The organism is Mesorhizobium sp. M8A.F.Ca.ET.161.01.1.1 (assembly GCF_004792105.1).
GTDB lineage: Bacteria > Pseudomonadota > Alphaproteobacteria > Rhizobiales > Rhizobiaceae > Mesorhizobium.
On the sequence record NZ_SRTD01000088.1, the window covers coordinates 1 to 430 of the forward strand.

Below are 430 nucleotides of genomic sequence, written 5' to 3' on the forward strand. Positions count from 1 at the left end.
CCGCGCCCTGCTGGGCAGCGTGCTCGGGGTAGGCTGCATTATCGGCCTTGCCGGCGGCATTGGCGCCAGTGAGCTGAATGATTCGCGCCTGCAGGCCAAGGTCGAGCGCCAGGATGCGGAGCTGGCCAAGGTCAAGCGCGATGCGCAGACCCAGGTCAACGCGCTGGCCGCCCGCCTCGGCGAGCTGCAGGCGCAGGCCACCCGCCTGAACGCCCTTGGCGAACGGCTGACCCAGATGGGCAAGCTGGAAGATGGCGAGTTCGACTTCAACGAGACCCCCGGCCTCGGTGATGGCGACGCCGGCGGCCCGACCAGCGACATCCCGGTCAAGGACGTCAACGCCGACTTACAGGTGCTGGAGCAGCGCTTCGCTGCTTCAGGCCGCCAGTTGTCGGTGATGGAATCGCTGATGTTCGACCACCAGCTGCAG

Annotated in this window: 1 protein-coding gene; it reads left to right on the forward strand. The window is 67.4% G+C overall.

Features of this window, described 5'->3' with window-relative positions; genetic code table 11:
• On the forward strand, window positions 1–430 hold a 430-nt coding region (locus EN804_RS34740), incomplete at both ends, for a hypothetical protein (protein ID WP_210237381.1).